Annotated in this window: 16 protein-coding genes; 4 read left to right on the forward strand and 12 right to left on the reverse strand. The window is 71.9% G+C overall.

All coding sequences use genetic code 11. The features are described from left to right. Positions 1-68: 68 nt before the first annotated feature. The 12 genes from ABZT06_RS04850 to zapE form a co-directional block, all read right to left on the reverse strand. Entirely contained in the window at positions 69-665 is a 597-nt protein-coding gene (locus tag ABZT06_RS04850) for a TIGR03086 family metal-binding protein (protein WP_355734839.1), read from the reverse strand. A gap of 66 nt (positions 666-731) precedes the next feature. After that, entirely contained in the window at positions 732-1,346 is a 615-nt protein-coding gene (locus ABZT06_RS04855) for a TetR/AcrR family transcriptional regulator (protein WP_355734842.1), read from the reverse strand. Continuing rightward, positions 1,343-2,059 carry an aminoacyl-tRNA hydrolase gene (locus ABZT06_RS04860; protein WP_355734844.1) on the reverse strand — a complete coding sequence of 239 codons (717 nt, stop codon included), beginning with the start codon at positions 2,057-2,059 and terminating at the stop codon, positions 1,343-1,345. Before ABZT06_RS04860 ends, ABZT06_RS04855 begins: the two co-directional genes overlap by 4 nt. A 16-nt stretch (positions 2,060-2,075) precedes the next feature. Next, positions 2,076-2,255, reverse strand: coding sequence for a hypothetical protein (locus ABZT06_RS04865; protein ID WP_355734847.1), 180 nt, complete (start codon positions 2,253-2,255; stop codon positions 2,076-2,078). Between the two features lie 9 nt (positions 2,256-2,264). After that, positions 2,265-3,104 carry a polysaccharide deacetylase family protein gene (locus ABZT06_RS04870; RefSeq protein ID WP_355734850.1) on the reverse strand — a complete coding sequence of 280 codons (840 nt, stop codon included), beginning with the start codon at positions 3,102-3,104 and terminating at the stop codon, positions 2,265-2,267. Between the two features lie 57 nt (positions 3,105-3,161). Beyond that, on the reverse strand, positions 3,162-4,679 hold the full coding sequence (locus ABZT06_RS04875) for an FAD-dependent oxidoreductase (RefSeq protein ID WP_355734852.1): 1,518 nt from the start codon (positions 4,677-4,679) through the stop codon (positions 3,162-3,164). Positions 4,680-4,700: 21 nt separating this feature from the next. Continuing rightward, positions 4,701-5,588 (reverse strand): polyphosphate kinase 2 family protein, encoded by an 888-nt coding sequence (locus ABZT06_RS04880; RefSeq protein WP_355734855.1) that lies wholly within the window; start codon positions 5,586-5,588, stop codon positions 4,701-4,703. Between the two features lie 80 nt (positions 5,589-5,668). Then, on the reverse strand, positions 5,669-7,036 hold the full coding sequence (locus ABZT06_RS04885; protein WP_355734858.1) for a PhoX family protein: 1,368 nt from the start codon (positions 7,034-7,036) through the stop codon (positions 5,669-5,671). Positions 7,037-7,136: 100 nt separating this feature from the next. Further along, positions 7,137-7,913 (reverse strand): slipin family protein, encoded by a 777-nt coding sequence (locus ABZT06_RS04890; RefSeq protein ID WP_355734861.1) that lies wholly within the window; start codon positions 7,911-7,913, stop codon positions 7,137-7,139. Between the two features lie 100 nt (positions 7,914-8,013). After that, complete coding sequence (locus ABZT06_RS04895; protein WP_355734864.1) at positions 8,014-9,504, reverse strand: SulP family inorganic anion transporter; 1,491 nt, start codon at positions 9,502-9,504, stop codon at positions 8,014-8,016. Further along, positions 9,501-10,079, reverse strand: coding sequence for a carbonic anhydrase (locus ABZT06_RS04900; RefSeq protein ID WP_355734867.1), 579 nt, complete (start codon positions 10,077-10,079; stop codon positions 9,501-9,503). The genes ABZT06_RS04895 and ABZT06_RS04900 overlap by 4 nt, the downstream gene beginning before the upstream one ends. 689 nt (positions 10,080-10,768) lie before the next feature. Continuing rightward, positions 10,769-11,833, reverse strand: coding sequence for a cell division protein ZapE (gene zapE, locus ABZT06_RS04905; protein WP_355735540.1), 1,065 nt, complete (start codon positions 11,831-11,833; stop codon positions 10,769-10,771). 73 nt (positions 11,834-11,906) lie between these two features. Between zapE and ABZT06_RS04910 the strand changes: the two genes are divergently transcribed. From ABZT06_RS04910 to msrB, 4 genes are all read left to right on the forward strand, one after another. Then, positions 11,907-12,704 (forward strand): pyrimidine reductase family protein, encoded by a 798-nt coding sequence (locus tag ABZT06_RS04910; RefSeq protein WP_355734870.1) that lies wholly within the window; start codon positions 11,907-11,909, stop codon positions 12,702-12,704. A gap of 153 nt (positions 12,705-12,857) precedes the next feature. Next, a complete protein-coding gene (locus ABZT06_RS04915; RefSeq protein ID WP_355734873.1) occupies positions 12,858-13,331 on the forward strand; it encodes an indole-3-glycerol phosphate synthase in 474 nt (157 codons plus the stop codon). Between the two features lie 44 nt (positions 13,332-13,375). Continuing rightward, on the forward strand, positions 13,376-14,767 hold the full coding sequence (murC, locus tag ABZT06_RS04920; RefSeq protein ID WP_355734876.1) for a UDP-N-acetylmuramate--L-alanine ligase: 1,392 nt from the start codon (positions 13,376-13,378) through the stop codon (positions 14,765-14,767). 13 nt (positions 14,768-14,780) lie between these two features. Then, positions 14,781-15,188 (forward strand): peptide-methionine (R)-S-oxide reductase MsrB, encoded by a 408-nt coding sequence (gene msrB / locus ABZT06_RS04925; RefSeq protein WP_355734879.1) that lies wholly within the window; start codon positions 14,781-14,783, stop codon positions 15,186-15,188. Positions 15,189-15,445 lie beyond the last annotated feature (257 nt).

Raw genomic sequence — 15,445 nt, forward strand, 5'->3', positions numbered from 1 at the left:
CCTCGGGCCCCCGGCCCGACACCCACAGCGCCTCCTCCAACGGCCTGGCCCCCCCATGCCCGGCGAGGTCACACACCGGTCCCGGGCCACGCCTCGGGCTCGCGGCCCAGCAGCCGCAGCGTCTCCTCCAACGGCCCGGCCCCCTCCGGAACCTTCAGCGCGGGGGCGAACGCGAATCCCGGCCCACGGCCTGTGGGATCCGTCGGAACGCGTCGGGCCACGGCCAGTGCCGCCAGGCACACCTCGTCGGCCAGCCGGAGACGTACCCCGAGCGCGGCCGCCACGTCCCACGCGTGCACGACGTAGTCGACGAGGTGGAAGCCGATCGCCGTACGGCCGGCGAACCCTCCGCCCAGTTCCGGCAGCACGAACTCCCTTTGCGGCACGCCCGGTTCGGCGAACGCCGAGAGCACCGCGTCGGCGGCCGCGCGATGCGCCCGGGCGGGCTCGGCCTCCTCCTCCGCCTCCCGCCAGTAGCCCAACTCGCCGCCCCTGCCGCGTGCGGCGGCCGCGAACCCGTGGTGCTGCGCGGTCATGTGCGCCACCAGCCGCCGCAGGTCCCACCCCGCGCAGGGGGTGTCCCGCGCCCAGTCCCCGTCCCTGGCCAGCTCCACCACCCGCGCAGCCTCCTGTACGGCGATCCGGTTCAGCTCGACCACGTCCATCAGCACTCCTCGGTGATCAGGTCCAGGGCGTACGACCACCATAAAACTAGACGAACGATCGTGCTACTAGTTTCGGAGGAGGTCTCGCAGCCGTGCGGCGATGCCCCGCCGCGCCCTGGCATAGGGAGCGGACTCACCGTGCAGCACCGACATCGCGTTCGCCGCCTCCATCAACGCGACCACCTCGAAGGCGAGTTGCGCCGGATCGGTGTCCGCGTCCAGCTCACCCGCGGCCCTCGCCCGCTCGGCGCACCTCTCCAACTCCGCGAGCCAGGCGCGCTGTGCCTCGACGAGGGCGTCATGGACCACTCCCTCACGCGCGTCGAACTCGGCCATCACGCCGTAGAAGAAACAGCCCCCCGGGAAGACCCGCTGCTCCGAATACCGCAGCCAGCCCTCGCACAGGCCCCGCAGCCGGTCGACCCCGTCGGCCGCCTCGGACACCGGCTCCAGCACCTCGGTGACGAAGATCCGCGAGGCCTCGCGCACGGTCGCCAGCTGCAACTCCAGCTTGGAGCCGAACAGCGCGAACACCCCGCTCTTGCTCAGCTCCAGTTCCCCGGCCAGCCGCCCCACGGACAGCGCCTCCAGCCCCTCGACCGAGGCGATGTCGACGGCCCGTCGCAGCACGGTCCGCCGGGTCCGGTTGCCCCGCTCGACGCGCCCGTCGACCCTGGTCATCGCAGCGCCGGATGGTCCGCGACGACCGTGCAGGAGCCGGGCGCGATCTCGGTGAACCCGGCGTCACGGACCAACGGCAGCCCGCCGGTGGTGAGTTCGGCCCAGTGTCGGGGATCCGCGGTCCGTACGGCGAGCCGGAACCCGGCGTCCCGCCAGGCGTCCCGCTCCTCGTCGGACAGTTCCCACCAGGCCAGTTGGGCGCCGTGACCGGCCTGGGCCATCGCCTTGCCGGCCGACATGTCGAGGTCCGGGCTGAGCCACAGCACGGGAGCGGTCGCATCCGCCTCGACGGGCGGCTCGGGGTCGTCGAGATCGGTACCGGAGACCTGGAGCCTGGCCAGCTCCTTGGGCCACCCGTCGAGCGGCACGGGCGGGAACACCCGTACCTCCGCGGTCTTCCCCGTCACGGTGATCCCGGGCAACGCCTCGGCCCGCCGCCACTCGGCTCCCCGGGCCCGCCGTACGACCTTGCGGATGCGGGCGTCCTGCCAGTCCCGTACGGCCTCGGCCCACTCCCCGTCGCCGACCGAGCGCGCGTCGGCGAGCATGACGAGAACGGCGCGGGCAGCGGTCTCGAGGGCGTCGGTCCGGGCGGGCGGAGCGGCCTTCTCGATACGGGCGACCAGGGGCAGTACGAACTGGGGTGCCTGGTCGCGAGCGGTCGGCTCGGGGCGGAAGGGGCTGTCGGTCGGGGGCGTCACGTCGTGGCTCACCCGGACAACCCTAAGGTCACCCCGAACAAGCCGTCCGCTGCGCCTCCTGCCACTCGCAGGCGGGGCAGAGGGTGATCGCCTTGTACGACTCCGGGTACTCCGTCGGCTCCCGGCACAGCACGCACTCGGCGTACGGCGGCCCGTCGGCGACCGGAGGCTTCGGCACGTCGCCGATCGTGCGGTGGTCCTCGCTCATACCTCCAGCCTAGGACCCGATCAGCTCGGACACCTGCACGAACCGGAACCTCCGCTCCCGCAGCTTCGGCACCACCGTCCGTACCACCCGTTCCGTCGTCGGCGCGGCACTGCGCGTGCAGTGCATGACCACGACCGACCCCGGCCGCACCCCCTCCAGCACCTGCCGGGACACGGCCTCCGCGTCGGTCGCGAACGCGTCGCCGCTCACCACGTCCCACTGGACGGCGGTCACGCCGACCGGGGTCAGCGCCTTCAGCGCCCGCCGGTCGTAGCACCCGCCGGGAAAACGGAAGTACGGCCTCGCGTCCGGCACGCCCGCTCGCCGGAGCGCCGCGTACGCCCGCTCCACGTCCGCGCGCATCCGGTCACCGGAGACCGTCGGCAGCCCGTAGCAGTGGTCGGTGAAGGCGTAGTGGCTGTAGGAGTGGTTGGCGACCTCGAAGAGCGGGTCCCGCCCGATGGAGCGGGCCTGCTCCGGGTACTCCTCGGCCCACCGCCCGGTCATGAACACGGTGGCCGGGACCTTCAGGGCGCGCAGCGCCGCGATCAGCCCGGGATTGTCGAAGTGCTCGCCGGCCGCCGCCCGGGCCCCCTGATCCGCGGTCATGTCGGCGTCGAAGGTGAGCGCGACCGTCCTGCCGCGGGAGCGGGAGCCGTTCTTGAAGACGGGGGTCAGGCCTCCGGGGCCGGGGGCGAGCGTGGGTGGCGCGGAGGCCGCGGGCGCGGAGGTCGCGGAGGGGGCCGGGCGGGCCGTCCGAGGGGCCGGGTGGGGAGTGGCGGCGCAGGCCGTGAGGGCGGCGCCGAGGACGCAGGCGGCGGTGACGCGTCGTACAAGAGTGATCACCATATGAAAATAGGGCGAACTATCTCATACGCCCCTCACCCCGGCCGTGACGTCACCCGCTCAGATGTCCCGCCGCTCCAGCGGCTTGGTCGCCGGTCCCTGGATCACCTTGCCGTCCGTGTCGAAGCGGGAGCCGTGGCAGGGGCACTCCCAGGCGTCCTCGGCCCCATTGAACGAGACCAGGCAGCCGAGGTGGGTGCAGCGAGCGGAGACGGCGTGCAGGGCGCCGTCGTCGTCGCGGTAGACCGCGAGGCGGTCGCCGTTCACGCGGACCACGGCGCCCTCTCCCGGCGGGAGCGCCTCCAGCGGGGGCGCGGGACGCAGGCGGTCGCCGACGAAGTGACGGGCCACCTGCGCCTGGGTCTTCAGGAAGGACGGGGCCTCGCGGACCTGTGAGAGCAGGCGGCGCGGGTCGTACAGGTCGCTCCAGGCGCACTCCTCGCCGGTGATCCGGGCGGCGAGCAGGCTGCCCGCCATGATGCCCCCGCTCATGCCCCAGCCGCCGAAGCCGGTGGCGACATAGGTGTGCCGGGCCCCCGGGTGCAGCGGGCCGACCATCGGCACGGTGTCGGTGGGGTCGTTGTCCTGGGTGGCCCAGGCATGGGTGAGCTCGACGCCGGGGAAGTGCCGGACGGCCCAGGCGGAGAGGTCGTCGAACCGGGCCCGGGTGTCGCCCGTGCCCGGCGTGAAGTGCTCGCCGGTGACGATGAGCAGGCGCCGGCCGGCATCCCAGGGAGCCGTGCGGACCGAGCGGGTGCCCTCGTCCGGCGTGATGAACATGCCGTCCGGATCCCGCTCCCGGTCGATGGTCCCGGCGACGACCAGCTCGCGGCGCGGGGAGAGCCGGGTGAACAGCAGGCCCCGGTCGAAGATCGGGTAGTGGGTGGCGACCACGACGTCCCGGGCCGTCACCGTGGCCCGCGTGTCGGTCGACAGCCGGCACGGCCGGCCCTCCTCCAGCCCGAGGACGGCGGTGTGCTCGTGGACGGCCGCCCCGGAGGCGACGAGGTCCTCGGCGAGGGCCAGCAGGTACTTGCGCGGATGGAACTGCGCCTGCCCGGTCACCCGTACCGCGCCCGCCACCGGGAACGGCAGCCCGGTCTCCGTCACGAACGACGCCGGCAGTCCCGCCTCCAGGGCGGCCGCCGCCTCGGCCCGCAGCTCCTCGGCCCGGCTCTCGTCACGGACGTAGGTGTAGGCGCTGCGCTGCTCCCAGTCGCAGTCGACGCCCAGCTCGTCCGCGATCCGGGCGGCCCGTTCGATCGCCTCGCTCTGCGAGCGGGCGTACAGCCGGGCGCCCTCCGGGCCGCGGGTGCGGCGCAGCTTGTCGTAGATCAGTGTGTGCAGGGCGGTCAGCTTGGCGGTGGTGTGTCCCGTGACCCCGGCGGCCACCTGCCCGGCCTCCAGGACCGCCACCCGCCGGCCGGCCCGCGTCAGCTCCCACGCCGTGCTCAGCCCGGCGATGCCGGCCCCGATGACGGCCACGTCGACGTCGAGGTCCTCGGTCAGTGGCGGCCGGGGCCCGCCGGGTGCCGTCTCCAGCCAGTACGAGCCCTTGACGTGCCGGTTCTCGGTCATGCGCCCCGAGTACCCCGGGATTCACTGTTCCAGCAGCCGCCTGCGGGCTTCCGCCACGTCGAAGTCGGCCTCCGGGTAGTGCGGGTCCAGCTCCGACAGGTGCTCCAGGAGGAGCCGGCTGACCGCCCAGTTCCGGTACCACTTGCGGTCGGCGGGGACCAGGTACCACGGGGCGTGCGGCGTCGAGCAGCGCTCCAGGGCCGTCTCGTACGCCTGCTGGTAGGCGGGCCACAGGGCGCGCTCGTCGATGTCCGAGACGTTGAACTTCCAGTGCTTGTCCGGACGGTCGAGGCGCTTGAGCAGCCGGTCGCGCTGTTCCTCGTACGAGATGTGCAGGAAGCACTTGACGACGGTGACGCCGTCGTCGGTGAGGGCCTTCTCGAATCGGTTGATCTCGTCGTAGCGGCGCTCGATCTCGGTGGCCGGGGCGAGCGAGCGGACGCGGGCGATGAGGACGTCCTCGTAGTGCGAGCGGTCGAAGATGCCCAGCTCACCGGCTTGCGGCAGGGCCTTCTTGATGCGCCAGAGGAAGGGGTGCGTGAGTTCCTTCGGCGTGGGCGCCTTGAAGGCGTGGATACGGCAGCCGGACGGGTTGAACAGGCCGATGACGTGCTTGACCGTGCCGCCCTTGCCGCTGGTGTCCATGCCCTGAAGCACCAGCAGGACCCGGCGCCGGTCGCCCGCCGAGCTCGCCGCCCACAGACGTTCCTGCAGGTCGGCGAGTGGCGTGGCCAGCTCGGTCATCGCGGCCCGGCCCGCCTGCTTGTCACGCGGGCCGGCCGGGGTCTCCCGGGCGCCGTGGGCTGCCAGGTCCACCGGCTTGCCGCCCGGTACGCGCAGCAGCTCGCGCAGGGCGAGGTCGTGCCCGCCCTTCTTCGCCGCGCGGGTCTTCGAGCCTTTCTTCGCCATGGGGCACCCCTTCCGGCCCGGGCCCGGCCCCTCGATCCTGCGCCGGGGGACCGGGGCGCGCCAGCCGTCGTGGCGGACGGCTACCTGCGCCAGGGCCCCGTCACCGCGAAGGTCGTCCCGGGCGTGTAGCAGTTGACGTACATCGTCTGCCCGTCGGGGGAGAAGGTGACGCCGGCGAACTCGCCCCACTCCGGTGCCTCGGGCGTGCCGATGTTCTGCCGGCCCCGGGCCACCGCGTAGACCTCGCCGTGCCGGGTCACGCCGAAGACGTGCTGGGCGCCGCTGCCGTCCTCGCACACCATCAGGCCGCCGCTCGGGGCGAGGCAGATGTTGTCCGGGGACTCGCCGGGCAGCTGTACGTCGGTGTCCGGGCCGAAGACGATCACCAGGGTGAGCCGGCGCGCCGAGGGGTCGTAGCGCCAGATCTGCCCGAAGTGGTCGGCGGCCGAGCCATCGGCGCTGTGCGCGAACGAGGACACGAAGTAGACGGACTTCCCGCCCCAGTAGCAGCCCTCCAGCTTCTGGGCATGGGTGATGCCCTTCGGACCGAAGTCCTGGAACCGGACGGGGGTTTCGGCGGCCAGCGGGTCCGGTACGTCGACCCACTCGATGCCCTCGAAGCAGGCACCGGTCTCCTGGATCGCGGACAGGTCCGGCACGCCGGGCACCCGCATCGCCTGGAGCCGCCCGCCCGCGCGCAGCGAACCGAGGCCGCCCTCCGGCTTGTTGGGCAGGAAGCGGTAGAAGAGGCCGAAGGGCTTGAGGAAGGCGTCCTCGGTCTCGTAGACGATGCCGCGCTTCGGGTCGATCGCGATGGCCTCGTGCTGGAAGCGGCCCATCGCGGTCAGCGGTACGGCCCCCGAGCGGTGCGGATCGACCGGGTCGACCTCGAAGATGAAGCCGTGGTCCTTGGTGTAGCCGTTGGTGCCGGCCCTGTCCTCGGTCTCCTCGCAGGTCAGCCAGGTGCCCCAAGGGGTGGGCCCGCCCGCGCAGTTGACGGCCGTGCCGGCGATCGCGACCCACTCCGAGAGCACGTTGTTGCCGGAGTCCAGCGTGAGGGCCGTACAGCCGCCCTTGCCGGCCGGATCGTAGGTCAGGCCCTCGACGGTGGGAACGGCGATCGCCGCGGTGGGGCGGTTCTCGTGGTTGCGGACCAGGTGGACCCGGCCGTGTCTGCCGGGCAGAGCGGTCATGCCGTCGTGGTTGGACGGGACCTTGCCCTCGCCGGAGCGGAGCTGCTCGCCCTCGCGGGAGAGGACCTTGTAGCGGAAGCCCTTCGGCAGGTCCAGCAGGCCCTTCGGGTCGGGGACGAGGGGGCCGTAGCCGGTGTGTCCGAGGGACTGGGCGGCAGCGGTGCCGGCGAAGAGTTCGGAGAGGGCGCCGGTGAAGGCGATGCCCACGCCCAAGGCACCGGAACGGGCCAGGACCTGACGTCGTGTTGCGGACATGGCGAAGCAACCTTCCTGCTGGCGGACAGGACTGTGACCTCGCTGTGTCTATCATCTGGGTCGGCCCCCGTGAACCACGCGCGTAGCGTGTCCCCGCCCGTCACGTCCCGGTCGGGTGCTCCTGCGCCCGCTCCAGGAAGCGCAGCAGCTCCACGGGGAAGGGCAGGACGAGCGTCGAGTTCTTCTCGGCGGCCACCGCCACGACCGTCTGCAGCAGCCGGAGTTGGAGCGCGGCGGGCTGCTCGGACATCTGCTCGGCGGCCTCCGCGAGCTTCTTGGAGGCCTGGAGTTCGGCGTCCGCGTTGATGATCCGGGCCCGCCGCTCACGGTCGGCCTCCGCCTGCCGGGCCATCGAGCGCTTCATCGCGTCCGGCAGCGACACGTCCTTGATCTCGACGCGGTCCACCTGGACCCCCCAGCCGACGGCCGGGCTGTCGATCATCAGCTCCAGGCCCTCGTTGAGTTTCTCGCGGTTGGACAGCAGATCGTCCAGCTCGCTCTTGCCGATGATCGAGCGCAGCGAGGTCTGGGCCATCTGGGAGACGGCGAACTTGTAGTCCTCGACCTTGACCAGGGCGCTCGCCGCGTCGACGACCCGGAAGTAGACGACCGCGTCCACGCGCACCGTCACGTTGTCCCGGGTGATGCCCTCCTGGGCCGGCACCGGCATGGTGACGATCTGCAGGTTCACCTTGTGCAGCCGGTCCACGAACGGCACGATCGCCGTGAACCCGGGCTCGCGCACCTCACCCGCGAGCCGCCCGAGGCGGAAGACCACCCCGCGCTCGTACTGCCTGACGACCCGCGCCGCCGCCGCGAGGTAGACGACCCCCGCGGCACCGGCCGCCACGGCCGCCGTCACCAGTTCCTGGAGCATTCCGACTTCCTCGTCCAGAGGTCTGTATGTCTGCTCCTGCAACGATATGCCCGGTTCCCGGTCCGGGGCCACGCTCGGCCCCGGACCGGGCGGGAGAGCACTACGGCGTGGGGGCCTTCACCAGCTCCGGCTCCGTGACCCGGACCGGTTCCGTCCCGACCGCGCTGTGCCGCTCGGCCCAGTTCTCCAGGGCCGTACGGCAGGCGTGGTCCAGGTGGTGCAGACCGGAGAGGTCCAGCTCGACGGGACGGTCCTGGGGCAGCGACTCCAGGCTGTCGAGGATCTTCGGCAGCCTCAGGAAGGTCGCGTTGCCCGACAGGTGCGCCTGGATCGGGCCCGCGCCCTTGTCGACGATCTCCAGCCTGAGGTGCGAGGCCTCCCACGCGGTCTTGGCGACCGACAGGGCCAGACCGATCAGCACGCCCTCGAACATGTTCACCGCGACGATCGAGACGGCCGTGACCACCAGGATCAGCGCCTCACCGCGGTGGCCGCGCCACAGCGACACGATCCCCCGGAAGGGGATCAGCTTGAAGCCCGCGTGGACCAGGATGCCGGCGAGCGCGGGCAGCGGGATGAGCGCCAGCGTCGACGGCAGCAGAGCCGCGAACAGCAGCAGCCACACGCCGTGCATGACCCGGGAGGCCTTGGTCTTCGCGCCCGCCTGGACATTGGCGGAGCTGCGCACGATGACCGCGGTCATGGGCAGGGCGCCGAGCGCGCCGCACACCGCGTTGCCCGCGCCCTGGGCCATGAGCTCCTTGTCGTACTCGGTGCGCGGACCGTCGTGCAGCCGGTCCACGGCCGCGGCGCTGAACAGGCTCTCGGCGGAGGCGATCAGGGTGAAGGCGATGATCGTGCCGAAGATGGCCGGGCCGGCCAGTTCACCGAAGGCGTCCGTGCCGGGCGGCTGGACGGAGTCCAGCAGGCCGTTCACCTCGACGGTGGCGATCGACAGACCGAAGACCTGGGTGACCAGGGTGGCGAGCAGGACCGCGGCGAGTGCGCCGGGCACGGTCTGCGCCTTCTTCGGGAGCTTCTTCCACAGCACGAGCACCGCGACGGTGCCCGCGCCGACGGCGAGCGAGGCGAGTGCCGTGGTGCTGCCGAGCGCGTCGACGGCGGCGCCGGGCAGCCCCAGGATCTTGTCGATGCCGGAGGTGGGCGCCTTCAGCCCGGCAGCGGAATACAGCTGCCCGGCGATGAGCACCAGGCCGATACCGGCCAGCATGCCCTCGACGACCGAGACGGATATCGCCCGGAACCAGCGCCCCAGTTTGAGGGCGCCCATGGCGAGCTGGAGCAGACCGGCGGCCAGCACGATGACGCCGAGCGCGGGCAGCCCGAACTCGTCGACCGCCTCGTAGACGAGCACCGTCAGACCGGCCGCGGGCCCGGAGACCTGGAGGCTGCTGCCCCGCATCAGACCGGTGACGATGCCGCCGACTATGCCGGTGACGAGGCCTAGTTCGGCCGGGACACCGGAGGCGACCGCCACGCCCACGCAGAGCGGGAGCGCGACCAGGAAGACGACCAGGGAGGCGGCGAAGTCCTGCCGCAGGTGAGGGTGTTTGGTCAGCACGGCGATCACAGACCCTCGAACGCGTCGGTCTCGGCGCGGTGGACGCGCACCGCGCCCGTGTGCACCTCGTAGTACCAGGCGTGCAGGGTCAGTTGGTCCTCCGCCAGCTTCTTGTCGATGAACGGGTACGACCGCAGGCGCAGCACTTGGGCCAGGACGTGGTTCTGCACACCCTCGGCCACTTCCGGGTCCTCGGTCGTGCCTGCCGGACGCGGGGTGGCGTGGTTGAGCCAGTCGCGGACGGCCGGCACCGCGTCCAGGTCGTCGCCGCGGACGAGGGCGCCGACGGCGCCGCAGTGCGAGTGCCCGCAGACCACGATGTCGCGGACGCCCAGCACCTCCACGGCGTACTCGATGGTGGCCGCCTCGCTGGTGGGGGGCTCGGAGGCGTAGGGGGGAACGATGTTGCCCGCGGTGCGCAGCTCGAAGAGCTCGCCCGGTCGGGCGCCGGTGATCAGGGCCGGTACGACCCTGGAGTCCGAGCAGGTGATGAACAGAACCTGGGGGGACTGGCCTTCGGCCAGCTTGGCGAACTCCTCAGGGCGCTGTCCGAACGTACGGGCGTTGTCGATGAGGGGCTGCATGTGGTGACTCCTCCTGGCGCGCCGTGGGGGCGCGTCGGGTTACCTGGCGCGCCGTGGGGGCGCGTCGGTTTACATGACAGGTGGGGGAACAGAGGTGGCACTGCTCTGCTGTCAGCAGCGGAAAACCTGAAGTGCCGCCGGAGCGTGGGCTGTCGAGGGTCTCGACAGGAGGAACTCGCCTGCTGCGACCCGCTCGGGCGTGGCCGCCGGCTCCCGAGCCGGTAGTGAGCGCTCGGGCCCCTCGGGGGCGAGGTCGACGGCGCGGTGCCGGTCGCGGGTGCGCAGGGGACCGGTCGGGTTCCCGACGTGGTTGCAGTGGCGCTTGCCGGAGGCTTCGGCGCGTGACGCCTTGCCGGAGAGCTTGGTTCCGGGCTGAGCCTTGGCCTCAGCTTGACGGCCTGTGTGCGCGGTTGCGAATTCCTCGGTGGACGCGAAGAAGGGGAGCGCCAGAAGAAGGGTGGCGAGGGCCGCTACCACGGTCCGTGCCGTCGCACCTCGGAACACGCGTCCCCCTCTCGGCAGTTCACGCTTCTAGTCCAGACCAACCATTGGTCAATGACTGGTCAAGAAACACCTTAACTCGGCAAAGTCGTTTGCTGGGTTAACTTAGCGTTTCCGGCTGAAGAGAGGCTGAAGCGCGCCGGGTCGCTGACGCGAACTGGCCCTTGACGTGCGACGTTTCGCCGTGATTACGCGACGAGACCCTTGGCGTCGCGCGCCAGCGCGGTCAGCCGGGATATCGCGCGGAAGTACTTCTTGCGGTAGCCGCCGTTCAGCATCTCCTCGCTGAACAGCCGGTCGAAGGGCAGCCCGGAGGCCAGCACCGGTACCTCGCGGTCGTAGAGGCGGTCCGCGAGCACCACGAGCCGCAGTGCCGTCGACTGGTCCGGCACCGGCTGCACGTCGGTGAGGCAGACCGCCTCAAGCCCGTCGGTCAGGGCGCCGTACCGGCTGGGGTGGACCTTGGCGAGGTGTGCCAGCAGGCTCGGGAAGTCGTCGAGCGAGGCGCCCTCGGTGGCGTACGCCGCCTTGGTGACCTCCTCGTCGGTGAACGGCGCCGGCACCTCGGGCAGCCCGCGGTGGCGGTAGTCCTCGCCGTCGATGCGCAGCGGGCGGAAGTGTGCCGCCAGGCCCTGGATCTCGCGCAGGAAGTCGACGGCCGCGAACCGGCCCTCGCCGAGCTTGCCCGGCAGGGTGTTGGAGGTGGCGGCGAGCGCTACGCCGGCGTCGACCAGCTTGCCGAGCAGGGTGGAGACCAGGACGGTGTCGCCCGGGTCGTCCAGTTCGAACTCGTCGATGCACAGCAGACGGTGGCCGGAGAGCGTCTGGACCGTCTTCTGGAAGCCCAGGGCGCCGACGAGGTTGGTCAGCTCGACGAAGGTGCCGAAGGCCTTCAGGGAGGGCTCGGCGGGGGTGGCGTGCCAGAGGGAGGCCAGCAGGTGGGTCTTGCCGACGCCGTAGCCGCCGTCGAGGTAGACGCCGCGGGGGCCCGCCGGGGTCTTCGGGGCCCTGGGCCTGCCGAGTCCGAGGAAGCCGCGCCTGCCGCCGCCGATCGCGTGCGCGCCGCCGAGACCCGCCGCGAAGCCCTCCAGGACCCGCACGGCCTCGGTCTGGCTGGGCTGGTTCGGGTCCGGGATGTACGTGTCGAAACGCACCGAGTCGAACCGCGGCGGCGGCACCATCTCGGCGACCAGCCGGTCCGCGGGGACGTGCGGCTCACGGTCGCACAGGGACGGCGGGGCGGTGTCGGTCATCGAACCGGACCCGGACGCGGCGGGGGAAGTAGACACGGTTCACCATGCTAAGCGCCGTGCCACACTGCACGACATGCGACGCCTGTTCCCTGTGACCGACGAGACAGTGATCCGGAGCCAGGAAGGGGAGGCCGGCCACGACTGGAGCCTCGCCGAGCTGGCCGCCGCCTACGCGTACCCCGAGCTCGGCCCCGGCCCCGGCACCCCCGAGGTCTGGCTGCGCGCCAACATGGTCTCCACGCTCGACGGCGCCGCCCAGCACGACGGCCGTTCGCAGCCCATCTCCACCGCGACCGACATGCGGATCTTCGGGACGCTGCGCGCGCTGGCGGACGTGGTGATCGCCGGTGCGGAAACGGTCCGGCAGGAGGGCTACCGGCCCGCACGCGTGCGCGACGAGTTCGCCGGGATGCGGGAGGCGGCAGGACAGAGCCCGGTCCCGGCGATCGCGGTGATCACCGCGAGCCTGGACCTGGACTTCTCGCTGCCGCTGTACACCTCGCCCGTCGTGCCCACGCTGATCCTCACGGGTGCCGCGGCGGCACCGGACCGGATCGCCGCGGCCGAGAAGGCGGGCGCGCGGGTGGTGATCGCCGGGGACGGTGTCGGCGTGGACCCCGCGCGGGCCGTACGGGCGCTCGCCGAGCTGGGGCACACCCGGCTGCTGACCGAGGGCGGCCCCCGGCTGCTGGGTCAGCTGGTGGCCGCCGGGGTGCTCGACGAGCTCTGTCTCACCCTGTCCCCGATGCTCACCGCGGGGGACGCGCAGCGGATCGCGGGAGGACCGTCGGTGGCGGTCCCTTCGCGGTTCGCACTGGCCTCCCTGCTGGAGGAGGACGGATTCCTCTTCAGCAGGTATCGCAGGACCTGACCGCCCGGATGCGGGTGCGATCGGTACCGCTGAGCCCGACATCGGCGGAATCTGTCGTTCCGGTTGGCTTCCGGCGGGCACACTGAATCCGGCAGTACCCGTGCGATCACGGGGCAGGATGGTTTCCGCAGAGCGCAGAGAAGGGGACGCCCGGTGTTCACCAGCGTTTTGATGATCGAGAAGGCTCTGACGTCTGCCGACGTGGAGTTCGTCACCACCTTGCACGGCGACGAGTCGGTCGCGTTCCATGTGCTGCTCCAGCCGCGCGGAGATCAGGCCGACCGGCTGCTGCGGGCCATCGACGACGTGGCGCTGGGCGAGCTGGACGAGGCCGTACGGGAGCGGGAGACGCCCGAGGGCGAGGCCGCGAAGGGGGTGGGGGAGCGCGCCCTGGAGGTGTCCCTGCAGGCGCTCAGAGCCTCCGGGAGCGAGGCGGAGGGGCGGCTCATCGAGGACCACCCCCTGGACGCGCTGAAGTCCCTCGTCGGCGAGATCGGCGCGGACGAGGTGATCGTGCTGACGGACCCCCACTACGTGGAGGAGTTCTTCCACCGCGACTGGGCGTCCCGGGCCCGTCACAAGGTGGGCGTACCGGTGCTGAAGCTGTTCTCGCACAGCAAGGCATAGGCTGACCCCGCATCCGTACCGCACCACCTTGGGGAGACACACGCATGGCACCCGGCCTTCCTACCGCCATGGACCGACCGCACTTCATCGGGATCGGTGGGGCCGGGATGTCGGGGATCGCGAAGATCCTCGCGCAGCGCGGGGCGAAGGTCGCCGGCAGTGACGCCAAGGAGTCCGCGACCGCGGAGGCCCTGCGCGCGCTCGGTGCGACCGTGCACATCGGGCACGCGGCCGAGCACCTGGCGTCCGACGCCACCTGTGTCGTCGTGTCGTCGGCGATCCGGGCCGACAACCCCGAGCTGGCCCGGGCGGCCGAGCTCGGCATCCCCGTCGTGCACCGGTCCGACGCCCTCGCCTCGCTGATGGACGGCCTGCGGCCGATCGCGGTCGCGGGGACGCACGGCAAGACGACCACGACCTCGATGCTCGCGGTCTCCCTGTCCGAGCTGGGCCTGAAGCCCTCGTACGCGATCGGCGGCGACCTGGACGCCCCCGGCTCGAACGCCCTGCACGGCGAGGGCGAGATCTTCGTCGCCGAGGCGGACGAATCGGACCGCAGCTTCCACAAGTACGCCCCCGAGGTCGCCATCGTCCTCAACGTCGAGCTGGACCACCACGCCAACTACGCGTCGATGGAAGAGATCTACGAGTCCTTCGAGACGTTCGTCGGCCGGGTCGTCGAGGGCGGCACGCTGGTGATCAACGCGGACCACGAGGGCGCCCGGGAACTGACCCGGCGGGTCACGGCGAGCGGCGTGCGCGTGGTGACGTACGGCGACGCCGAGGACGCCGACGTGCGCGTGCTCTCGGTCGTCGCGCAGGGCCTCAAGAGCGAGGTCACCGTCGAGCTGGACGGTTCGCCGCTCACCTTCACCGTCTCCGTGCCCGGCCGCCACTACGCCCACAACGCGGTGGCCGCCCTGGCCGCGGGCGTGGCGCTCGGGATCCCCGCGGCCGGACTGGCGCCGGCCCTGGCCGCGTACACCGGAGTCAAGCGGCGCCTCCAGCTGAAGGGCGAGGCGGCCGGGGTGCAGGTCATCGACTCCTACGCCCACCACCCCACCGAGATGACGGCGGACCTGGAGGCCATGCGCGCGGCCGCCGGTGACGCCCGCATCCTGGTCGTCTTCCAGCCCCATCTGTTCTCGCGGACGCAGGAGCTCGGCAAGGAGATGGGCGACGCGCTCGCCCTCGCGGACGGTTCGCTGGTCCTGGACATCTACCCGGCCCGCGAGGACCCGATCCCCGGGGTGACGAGCGAGCTGATCATCGAGGCGGCGCGGGCCACGGGCGCGGACGTGACGCCGGTCCACGACAAGGCGGACGTGCCGGAGGTGGTCGCGGGAATGGCGAGGGCGGGTGATCTCGTTCTCACCATGGGCGCGGGCGATGTCACCGACCTCGGCCCGCTGATCCTGGACCGTCTCGCGAAGTAAGGGGCTGAGAGTCATGTCGTACGACGTCGACAAGCCGGACGAGCAGTGGCGCGCGGAGCTGACCCCGGCCGAGTACGCCGTACTCCGCCAGGCCGGCACGGAACCCGCCTTCACCGGTGAGTACACCGACACCAAGACCACCGGCGTGTACTCCTGTCGCGCCTGCGGTGCCGAACTCTTCACCTCCACCACGAAGTTCGAGTCCCACTGCGGCTGGCCGTCCTTCTACGACCCGAAGGACACCGACGCCGTCGAACTGATCCAGGACCGCTCGCACGGAATGGTGCGGACGGAGGTGCGCTGCGCCCGCTGCGGCTCACATCTCGGCCACGTGTTCGAGGGCGAGGGGTATCCGACACCCACCGACCAGCGGTACTGCATCAACAGCATCTCGTTGCGCTTGACGGCCGACGAGAGCTGACGCGCAGCGGTCGCGGCCCGGGCGTTCCGGTCGCCGCGGCCGGCTCGCTGCCGGGGCCGTGGGTGATGGCGTGCGGAGGGCCGTCGCGATCCCTGCCGTGGGGGCGGCAGGCCCGGCCCAGAACTCCCGTGCGGCGAGCGGCCGATGAGTCGGCCCGCGGGTCCGGCCGCCGTCCCCCCTGTCGGTGGCGGTGCGGCCCGCTTCGGCCGCATGACCGGTTCTTGATCCTGCCGAGGGGCGGGAGTACGGGGGCCGGG

Source organism: Streptomyces sp. NPDC005483 (genome assembly GCF_040606035.1).
In the GTDB taxonomy this organism is placed as follows: Bacteria; Actinomycetota; Actinomycetes; order Streptomycetales; family Streptomycetaceae; genus Streptomyces.